The sequence below is a fragment of the Acidovorax sp. KNOB132 genome, assembly GCF_057541515.1.
Map to the genome: position 1 here is coordinate 1 of NZ_BAAJYT010000458.1, position 1,853 is coordinate 1,853.

The 1,853-nt window shown below is 73.4% G+C and carries 1 protein-coding gene and 1 pseudogene; both read right to left on the bottom strand.

From position 1 onward, the window contains the following. Nucleotides 1-143 precede the first annotated feature (143 nt). Nucleotides 144-1,040 carry an amidohydrolase family protein gene (locus tag AC27IO_RS23675; RefSeq protein ID WP_498741106.1) on the bottom strand — a complete coding sequence of 299 codons (897 nt, stop codon included), beginning with the start codon at nucleotides 1,038-1,040 and terminating at the stop codon, nucleotides 144-146. Then, nucleotides 1,037-1,758 (bottom strand): annotated as a pseudogene (locus tag AC27IO_RS23680) (LLM class flavin-dependent oxidoreductase). The gene AC27IO_RS23675 and the pseudogene AC27IO_RS23680 overlap by 4 nt, the downstream one beginning before the upstream one ends. Nucleotides 1,759-1,853: the final 95 nt, after the last annotated feature.

Sequence of the window (1,853 nt, forward strand, 5' to 3'; positions counted from 1 at the left end):
GCCTGCCGCGCCGGCACCGGCGGCCCCTCGGGCCGCTGCGCCGCGCCCGGCGCCTGCGCCGTCATCGCGGTCGGATGACGACTGGGAAACCTTCTGAGAGAAAGCCTGGCCCTTGCCGGGCGGGCGCTGCAGGCCGACGGGAGTCAGGCGGGCCCGGCCTGCACCGGCACGCTGCCGATGCCCAGCAGTCGCGCCGCATTGCCGTACAGCACCCGGTCGATCACGCTCTCGCGCAGGCCCAGCGCCAGGGCGTCTTCGATGGACTGGCCGATCGGCCGGAACGGGTACGACGAGCCGAACAGCAGCTGGTCGCCCAGAAACCCATTGGCCGCCTCCACATAGGCCGGGCTGCCGGGCTGGAACAAATACATGTCGGGCACCAGGAACACGTTGTCGTAGCGAAAGGCCAGGCCGATGGCCTGCTGCACGTTGGGCCACCAGCCGTGGTACGCCACGATGGGCAGGCGCGGAAAGGCCTGCGCCACGCGCGCGACCGGGGCCGGGTCGTTGAAGCGCAGGTCGGGCGAGGTCGGCCCGGTCATCAGGAACACGGGCACGCCCAGCTGCTGCGCCCGCTCGTAGATGGGAAAGTACACCGGGTCGTCCGGGTGGCGCGGCGGCTGGCCGAAGCCCGGTTCGATGTCGATGCCCGCCAGGCCCAGCACCTTCACGGCGCGCTCCACTTCGGCCAGTGCGGCGGCCTCGCCCTGCAGCGCCGGGTCCACCGCGCCGATGCCGATCAGCTCCGGCTGGCCCTGCACGATGGCATGGATGGTGTCGTTGGGCAGGTGCTGGCCGGGCGTGTGACGGCCCACCACCACGGCGTGCGACAGGCCGGCATCGCGCACCTCGGCCAGAAAGCCTTCGGGCGTGCGCGAGCGGGTGAAGTGCGCGTCGTCGCCGCGCGTGCCCACGCGCCGGTTCAGCCAGCGCGCCAGGTCTTCGCCGGGCGAGCCGGGTGTCCGGCCGAAGAAGTCGTGCAGGTAGGCGGGCCGGCAGCGCATGTCGATCACGCGCGGACTCGACGTGGGGGCGCTCATCGCACCGCCTCCGGCACGGGCGCGGTGGCCGCCACGGGCTCGGCCGCCGCCGGCCGGCTCGCCCGGATGTCGAACGCGCCGCCGGTCAGCGACTGGTCGCGCAGCGTCACCGCCTGCCGGCCGGGCAGCAGCGGAAACACCAGCTCGGCGAAGCGGATGGCTTCTTCCAGGTGCGGGTAGCCCGAGAGCACGAAGCGGTCCACCCCCACCTCCACGTATTCCTGCAGCCGCTCGGCCACCTCCTGCGCATTGCCCACCAGCGAGGTGCCCGCGCCGCCGCGCACCAGGCCCACGCCGGCCCACAGGTTGGGGCCCACCACCAGCCGGTCGCGCCGGCCGCCGTGCAGCGCGGCCATGCGCTGCTGGCCGTGCGAATCCATGCGCGCGTAGTTCTGCTGGGCGCGGGCGATGTCGTCGTCGGTCAGGCGGCTGATGAGGCGGTCGGCATCGGCCCAGGCCTCTTCGCTGGTCTCGCGCACGATGACATGCAGGCGCACGCCGAAGCGCAGCGGGTGCCGGTCGAGGTCGCGGCCTGCGGCGGCGGCGCGGGCGCGCACGTCGGCGATCTTCCCGGCCACGGCGGCGGGTGGCTCGCCCCAGGTCAGGTAGGCATCGACATGGCGCGCGGCCAGCGCGTGCGCGGCAGGCGACGAGCGCCGAAGTACAGCGGCGGGTAGGGCTGCGTGGCCGGCGTGAAGAAGTTCTGCGCGCCCTGCACCTTCAGGTACCGGCCTTCGAAGTCGACCTTCTCGCCCTGCAGCAGCCGGCGCCAGAGGGTAGAACTCGCGCTGGCGGCGTAGCGCTGCGTGGCTG

Excerpts from the sequence above, each read along its gene's own strand:
- AC27IO_RS23675 (WP_498741106.1), bottom strand. The coding sequence starts at position 1,040 with ATGAGCGCCCCCACGTCGAGTCCGCGCGTGATCGACATGCGCTGCCGG.